Annotated in this window: 7 protein-coding genes and 1 pseudogene; 5 read left to right on the forward strand and 3 right to left on the reverse strand. The window is 45.8% G+C overall.

What is annotated here, in order from left to right:
* The first annotated feature begins 514 nt into the window (after positions 1-514).
* From FTV32_RS15245 to FTV32_RS15260, 3 genes are all read left to right on the forward strand, one after another.
* Entirely contained in the window at positions 515-859 is a 345-nt protein-coding gene (locus tag FTV32_RS15245; protein WP_058663788.1) for a MobC family plasmid mobilization relaxosome protein, read from the forward strand.
* Positions 860-1,536: 677 nt separating this feature from the next.
* Positions 1,537-2,028: an MbeB family mobilization protein gene (locus FTV32_RS15255; protein ID WP_140428842.1), complete on the forward strand. Its 492-nt coding sequence runs from the start codon at positions 1,537-1,539 to the stop codon at positions 2,026-2,028.
* A gap of 6 nt (positions 2,029-2,034) precedes the next feature.
* A complete protein-coding gene (locus tag FTV32_RS15260) occupies positions 2,035-2,250 on the forward strand; it encodes an MbeD family mobilization/exclusion protein (protein ID WP_000137422.1) in 216 nt (71 codons plus the stop codon).
* 533 nt (positions 2,251-2,783) lie between these two features.
* Here FTV32_RS15260 and FTV32_RS15265 read toward each other — a convergent pair.
* Positions 2,784-3,320, reverse strand: a pseudogene (locus FTV32_RS15265) (DUF5384 family protein).
* A 10-nt stretch (positions 3,321-3,330) separates the two neighbouring features.
* On the reverse strand, positions 3,331-3,690 hold the full coding sequence (locus FTV32_RS15270) for a hypothetical protein (protein WP_257221968.1): 360 nt from the start codon (positions 3,688-3,690) through the stop codon (positions 3,331-3,333).
* Between the two features lie 492 nt (positions 3,691-4,182).
* On the opposite strand from FTV32_RS15270, the gene FTV32_RS17785 reads away from it, so the two are divergent.
* Positions 4,183-4,386, forward strand: a complete 204-nt coding sequence (locus FTV32_RS17785) for a hypothetical protein (protein ID WP_180029062.1) — start codon at positions 4,183-4,185, stop codon at positions 4,384-4,386.
* A gap of 230 nt (positions 4,387-4,616) precedes the next feature.
* Here FTV32_RS17785 and FTV32_RS15280 read toward each other — a convergent pair whose 3' ends face one another.
* Positions 4,617-6,158 (reverse strand): phosphoethanolamine transferase, encoded by a 1,542-nt coding sequence (locus tag FTV32_RS15280; protein ID WP_095092192.1) that lies wholly within the window; start codon positions 6,156-6,158, stop codon positions 4,617-4,619.
* 147 nt (positions 6,159-6,305) lie between these two features.
* Here FTV32_RS15280 and FTV32_RS15285 point away from each other — a divergent pair.
* A protein-coding gene (locus tag FTV32_RS15285; RefSeq protein WP_225905514.1) for an IS1 family transposase occupies positions 6,306-7,003 on the forward strand; the annotation gives its coding sequence in 2 pieces (ribosomal slippage) (positions 6,306-6,555 and positions 6,555-7,003; 699 coding nt in all).
* The last annotated feature ends 486 nt before the right edge of the window (positions 7,004-7,489 follow it).

The following is a 7,489-nucleotide window of genomic DNA, read 5'->3' on the forward strand; positions in this document are numbered from 1 at the left end:
CAGGAACAGGAGAGCGCACGAGGGAGCCATCAGGGGGAAACGCCTGGTATCTTTATAGTCCTGTCGGGTTTCGCCACCACTGATTTGAGCGTCAGATTTCGTGATGCTCGTCAGGGGGGCGGAGCCTATGGAAAAACGGCAGCTCCGTATCCTCTTCCTGTCCTGCTTGCCATGCCGTATGCCTTTGCTCTTATCCGTTTGCAGGTAACGCCCGCCGCAGCCGAACGTCAGGAGCGGAAGCGACCGAGTGAGCGAGGAGGCGTCATATCACTGTAACCTCCATTTTCTCCTGTACGCCCTGCAGCTGCATTTTTCCCCTGCCACATGAAGCACTTTTATTAAGTGTTACTCCGCCGTAACATATTGAGCCAGTATACACTCCGCTAGCGCTACGTGACTGGTTCAGGGCTGCGCCCCGAAACCCGCCAAAAGCCTGACGCGCCTGCGGCTTGTCCAACCCCGCGCCGACCGGGAAAGGCTTTCCCGCCCGTCCCGGCGTTATCAGGAGGCCGGTTTGTCAGAGAAACGGAACAAGATGCTCACCATGTGGGTGACGGAGGACGAGCACCGGCGGCTGCTTGAGCGCTGTGACGGCAGGCCGCTGGCGGCCTGGATGCGGCAGACCTGCCTGGACGAAAAGCCTGCGCGCACCGGAAAGCTCCCCTCAATTTCGCCGGCGCTGCTGCGCCAGCTTGCCGGCATGGGCAATAACCTGAACCAGATAGCCCGCCGTGTTAACACCGGCGGCGGTACTGGCCATGACAGGGTACAGATTGTGGCGGCGCTGATGGCCATCGATGCCGGACTTGAGCGGCTGCGGCACGCCGTTCTTGAGAAAGGAACGGACGATGATCGTTAAATTTCATCCACGCGGTCGCGGCGGTGGCGCCGGGCCGGTGGACTATCTGCTGGGTAAAGACCGGCAGCGTGAAGGCGCCACCGTCCTGCAGGGGAAGCCGGAAGAAGTCCGGGAGCTGATTGACGCGTCGCCTTACGTTAAGAAATACACCTCCGGCGTCCTGTCGTTTGCGGAGGCCGATCTCCCTCCCGGCCAGCGGGAAAAACTGATGGCCAGCTTCGAGCGGGTTCTGATGCCCGGACTCGATAAAGATCAGTACAGCATTCTGTGGGTGGAGCACGCGGACAAGGGGCGTCTGGAGCTGAACTTTCTGATCCCCAATACCGAGCTGCTGACCGGCAGGCGGCTCCAGCCTTACTACGACCGCGCCGACCGGCCGCGCATCGATGCCTGGCAGACTATCGTGAACGGCAGACTGGGGCTGCACGACCCGAACGCGCCGGAAAACCGCCGGGCGCTGGTCACGCCGTCCGGGCTGCCGAAAACGACGCAGGAGGCCGCAGAAGCCATTACCCGGGGACTACTGAGCTTAGCCTCGTCCGGGGAGCTGAAAAGCCGTCAGGATGTCACTGACACTCTTGAAGGTGCAGGTTTTAAGGTGGTGCGCACCACGAAAAGCAGTATCAGCATTGCCGACCCGGACGGGGGGCGAAACATCCGACTGAAGGGAGCTATCTATGAGCAATCTTTTAACGCTAGCGAAGGACTTAGAGCAGCAATCGAAAGCGCAGCAGAAGAGTACTGGCGAGATGCTGAAAGCCGCATTCTGCGAGCACGAGCAGTCTGTCAGAGCGGAACTGAGCGCAAGCGCGAGGAGAATCAGCGACGCCATCCTCGCCCACGAGCAGAGTATGAGCGAGGCGATGGAGAAAAACCGGCGGAGCGTACTGCGGACTGCCGGGCGGACATGGCTCACCATCCTGATGGTGTCAGCGCTGCTGATCGGCACGAGCGGGAGCATACTGTGGTGGCAGGGGCAGCAGATAACCGACAATTACACGCATCTTCGTCAGCAGGAAGATACCCTGGCGAAAATGACCGCCCGGACGTGGGGAGTGCGCTATCAGGAGAGCAGCGACGGCCGGAGGTTTCTTATCCTACCGCCGGGGATGAAAACCGAAGCCATCCCTTACGGCGGGACGACATGGATCCGCCTGAAACAGGAGTAGCGGAAGATGACAGAGCTGGAAAAGCAGTTGCTGAGCGCATTAGAGCAGCTACAGCAGGACTACTCGCAAAGGCTGGACGAATGGGAGAGCGCCTTCGCGGAATGGCGGAGCATGTGTGGGCTTATGCAACGGGAGAACGCGGTGCTGAACGAGCGCGTGTCGGACTTGAGCACGCAGGTGCTGAGTTTAAGCGAGCAGCTGCGCCGCTTGTCCGGGAACTGAATGCCATCGAGCTCCGGCAGAGGGAGAATGAGTATCAGAAAACACTGGAGCTGGAGCGCCAGCCGCAGAAAACCTACCGCGGGCCGACACTTTAAACCATCCAGGCAGCTGACAACCCGCACGAAGAGGGGCTCTTACTTCTCCCGCTAAATAGGTTCGTGATTAAAAAGATCACGGCCTATACCTGGGGGGGAATTATGAAATTGCTTAACGTCATTGAAGCTGTACTTAACTGCCTGTATCTGGCGGCCGGGCTGTGGGACTGGCTGGAGAAGCATTTACCTGTTTTTAAGGCGTTCGCGCTGATTTTAGTGTGACTTTACACGCCATGCATCTGGCTGCATGGCTATGCAGTCGGGTAAAATTTATCTGTCACGAACGGGGCGGTGTATCGGGTGGTTTGTTGCCGGTTTTACCTGACTGCCGCCCCGTTTGTGGCGAACCCGTCCGGAGCGGTGCGGGCAACAGATGTTATGGTAAATAACATCCGTTGTTAATTAAACTTGAAATCAACTTTAATTATAAAAATGAAGCTAGTTAAACCATTCTCCAGCTTCTTTTTCTCTGGCTTTCCCTTCGCTTTTCATTAAATCTTTCCCGCCTTCTGAAATATTTCTGTTTGAGCCGGCGTGAGATTGAATTACATCTGTTTGGGCTGCCTTGTTTTTTAACTCTTGGTCTATGAATTAATTTTCGCGTTTAACTCTTGCCTCTTCCCTGGCTAATGCTAACTTTTGTTTTTCGATTTCAAGCTTTCTTAGTTCATCTTCATATTTCTGATCTCTATTTTTATCGGCTTTGAGCTCAGCTTCGATTCTTTCACGGTGAGCTTTTCTCTCTGCAGAAGCTATGGCTGCTCTCCTGTTCGCTTCTGCTCTTGCTCTTTCTCTCCTTTTTTGCTCAAGCCGTTTGTTTTCCTCAATTTTTTCTCTCTGGATATCCATGAGTCTTTGCTCTTCAGCTTTTCCCTGCTGTTCAGTTTGAGCTACTGCAGATAATTGTTCTTGAAGTGAGTTTGCAAAGCTGCTTCCACTAAAAGAAAGGATGAGGGGTATAATGATTCTTTTCATCGTTTGAATCTTATTTTTTTACCGGGCATGTTGTGTTTGGCTGGATTCTTGTTTCATTATTTTTTGTGGAAATAACAACAGCTAAACCAGTAGTAAACTGACATGGTTTTCCTACTTGAGTTGATGTAAATACCTTTGTCCCTTCTTTGTAAGTTAAAGAAACACCTTCAACGATAGATTTATCTTTGACTAATGTTCCTACTGCGGCACCGACGGCACCACCGCCAACGGCTCCGGCTGTTGTGCAAAGTCCGCTACCACTTCCGACGTTATGACCAGCCACACCGCCAACCACAGCGCCAAGGATTGCCCCAAAGGTTTGTGCAGCTTGTTTGTTTGCAGTGTTATCAACAGCAACCTTCGCAGGCAAAACAGAAATTATGTTTACAGTTTTCGTCTCCTGTTTTGCATTCAGTTGCCCTGTGTCATAAACGTCAGCAGCATATTGATCGGCATTGGATTGACAGCCTGATAAAGCGGTAATCGAGGCGGTTAGTAGGGCTATGCTTAACAGTGTTTTTTTGAGCTCATGTGACTTCCTGTTTCTTAATGTAAAAAAAACATTTTTAGGAATTATCCGTAAAAAGTAAAGGCTAAAGGTGGTGGTTGATTTTCCGGTAATGGTGCCAACTTACTGATTTAGTGCATGATGGTGTTTTTGAGGTGCTCCAGTGGCTTCCATTTCCATCAGATGTCCTTCCTGGGGTCGGTTTGGGAAATGGAAATTATTGTACGTTAAGAACATAATTTAACCGTTTCTGATTGGTAACTGATTGATTTATTGTTACTGACTATCGCATTTAAGTTATTGCGCTCACGCTGTCGCATTTAGGTTGTCTCATTACCCAAACATACAGGCTAAATGCCGTATAGTGCAGGAGTACACCCTATTGCGATAGCGCGATCTGTTCAAAAAACAGGCTTAACGTACAATAATTTCCAATCTCCAAACTCACCCCTTATTCACGCTGGCCAACCTGTTTCGGGCGGACCAAATGATACGTCAGTGGGAGAGATCTCACTAAAAACTGGGGATAACGCCTTAAATGGCGAAGAAACGGTCTAAATAGGCTGATTCAAGGCATTTACGGGAGAAAAAATCGGCTCAAACATGAAGAAATGAAATGACTGAGTTAGCCGAGAAGAATTTCCCCGCTTATTCGCACCTTCCCTAACTTTGCAACAGTGTCTTATATTTTGTATAACTTAGTAAACATATTTAACCTGACAGACACCTAATAAAAATAAGTAACTGCCAGGTTAAGTTTTAGCTAGTTCAATTATATGGAAATCATTTTATAAATCTTGGTCGAAATCATAAACTTTACCATTTTTCACCAATCGCTGTTTTTCAATAAATTTATCGTTTAGTAGGGAACAACCTTTTTTAATCTTACTTTCAATAAAGGATAACTCTAAACTAGTATCTACGAAACATTCGGATGTTATTTTTTTATCTTTATTAATTGAAAGTTTTTGTATTAGCTCAGGATGTTGTTTGTGGTATAAATCATTAAACCAAAAAAAATGAGCAATGTTATAGTTGCCTTTTGTATTACCGCCATACAACGATTTACCATCATCATAAATAGCAGTTCCATGGTCTGAAATAAAAGATAAATATGCAAGTCCATCTGTATTTTTTAACACATTAATGAAATCGCTTATCTGTTTATCAACAGAAAATAATTCTGAATTAGCATAGCTATTTTCTAATTTATCCTTATCTTTTAAAGATGGAGTTGAATATGTTTTTTCATTAAAAGATGGTTTGAAAACATCATAATTTGATGGATACCTTGTATGATACAGATAATGACTCCCGATAGTTTTATAAACTATGAGCTTTTTCTTGCTTTTATTATTTAATATTTTCTCTAATGTATTCACGTTGACATCAGATACAACATAATGATCAGCTTCATTTGCAATTAAATTTATTTCATTATCTCCTATGTGACTTTTACTCAGATAAGAAACATACCAAGTTTCATATCCAGCCTCTTTATAAGCACTAATTATTGATGTTTCATTAAAAAGACCATTATCATACACACCTTTTCTAGAAAGGATCATTGGTGTGGAAACTAAAGTATATGCTCCTTGAGATATTGTGTTTTTAAAAGAAACTAAATTTTCTTTATCTAAATTTGGGGTTGTGTTTTTAGGGTAACCATTAAAATGTAAATAATCTCCTCTATTAGTTTCGCCTAAAAAAAGAACCACTGTTTGCTTATCATTTATTGTAGATTTAGAATCCCACTTGAAGTTTTTTTTATCTTTTATAATTTGTGCGTTTTTCTTAAGTTCAGATAAACCTTTATTAATTTCTTTCAAAGCTAATCCTAATGGCTTAAAGGCGATTAACAAAGAAACAAACAGAATAATGAAAATATAAAAATGCCTTAACTGAAATTTAGAGTCTCTTTTTCCAATAAGAATAAATAAGAAGTTACATGCTATGATTAGTAGCCCTATGATTTCTTTTGTTGAAAAGAAAAAATTACTATTAATCTCATCTGGGTTAGTATCAAGAATAATATTAATGATTTCATTTGGCACCTGATGAAAATACCAGGAGGTCATTCGATATGTCATTAAATCAACAAATAGAAGTGAAATAATAAAACTTGATATTGATAAAGAAATAATTGAATTAATTTTTGAAGTGTAACCATAGAAAAAAATAACACCAAGTATGATAAGCGTTAAGGAGTAATAAATATTACTAGCGATTATTCTATGGGAAGTATTAATTATAAAAATTAGATTAATAATACATAAAGCTATGTATATGTTTTTTTGATGGTTTTTTGAAATTTTATTGATGATGTTCATTATTTGATAACATAGATATAAGTAAGTAAGTAAGTAAGTAAGTTTAAAAAAAAAATCATAGGAAATCATTATTTAATTAAAAAGCCGCTCTCGGTAATGCTGCCAACTTACTGATTTAGTGTATGATGGTGATTTTTAGGTGCTTGCATGGCTTCCATTTCCATCAGATGTCCTTCCTGCTCCGCTACTGAAGGCGTGGTGCGTAACGGCAAAAGCACTGCCGGACATCAGCGCTATCTCTGCTCTCATTGCTGTAAAACATGGCAACTACAGTTCACTTACACCGCCTCTCAGCCCGGTACGCACCAGAAAATCATTGATATGGCCATGAATGGCGTCGGATGTCGCGCCAGTGCACGCATTATGGGCGTTGGCCTCAACACGGTTTTACGTCACTTAAAAAACTCAGGCCGCAGTCGGTAACCTCGCGTATACAACCGGGCAGTGATGTGATTGTCTGCGCTGAAATGGACGAACATTGGGGCTACGTCGGTGCTAAATCACGTCAGCGCTGGCTGTTTTACGCGTATGACAGGATACGGAGGACGGTTGTGGCGCACGTCTTCGGTGAACGCACTCTGGCCACACTGGAGCGTCTTCTGAGCCTGCTGTCGGCCTTTGAGGTCGTGGTATGGATGACGGATGGTTGGCCGCTGTATGAATCACGCCTGAAGGGAAAGCTGCACGTTATCAGCAAGCGTTACACTCAGCGCATTGAGCGACATAATCTGAATCTGAGACAACATCTGGCAAGGCTGGGACGGAAGTCACTGTCGTTCTCAAAATCGGTGGAGCTGCATGACAAGGTCATCGGGCATTATCTGAACATAAAACACTATCAGTAAGTTGGAGTCATTACCAAGAACCGATACGCCCCTCGCGCACTTCTGCTATTGAAAAAGCCATATTTAAGCTCACTTTTTTTACTCTGAATATAACCTGTTAGAGAGGATTTTCTTGAGATCGTCCGTCTGTCGTCGTAGTCTCTTATCCAGAAACGAAAAAACCACCTGGGGAGGTGGTTTTTCGAAGGTTCAGTAAGTTGGGGAACTTCTGAACCGTGGTAACAGGGTGTACAAGACCGCTGCCACCAAATTCGTCCTTCCAGTTTAGCCGTAGTTTGGCTCTAACTTCAAGAACTCTGCATCAGTAATCTCTTGTACACCCTCTACCAGTGGCTGCTGCCAGTGGCGTTAAGTCGTGTCTTTTCGGGTTGGACTCAAGACGATAGTTACCGGATAAGGCGCAGCGGTCGGACTGAACGGGGGGTTCGTGCACACAGTCCAGCTTGGAGCGAACTGCCTACCCGGAGCTGAGTGTCAGGCGTGGAA

It is taken from the genome of Acinetobacter sp. YH16032, from assembly GCF_013417345.1.
Lineage (GTDB): Bacteria > Pseudomonadota > Gammaproteobacteria > Pseudomonadales > Moraxellaceae > Acinetobacter.

Bases quoted from the DNA above. Each gene is read 5' to 3' on its own strand.
- FTV32_RS15255 (WP_140428842.1), top strand. From the start codon at position 1,537: ATGAGCAATCTTTTAACGCTAGCGAAGGACTTAGAGCAGCAATCGAAA.
- FTV32_RS17785 (WP_180029062.1), top strand. From the start codon at position 4,183: ATGCCGTATAGTGCAGGAGTACACCCTATTGCGATAGCGCGATCTGTT.
- FTV32_RS15260 (WP_000137422.1), top strand. From the start codon at position 2,035: ATGACAGAGCTGGAAAAGCAGTTGCTGAGCGCATTAGAGCAGCTACAG.
- FTV32_RS15280 (WP_095092192.1), bottom strand. From the start codon at position 6,158: ATGAACATCATCAATAAAATTTCAAAAAACCATCAAAAAAACATATAC.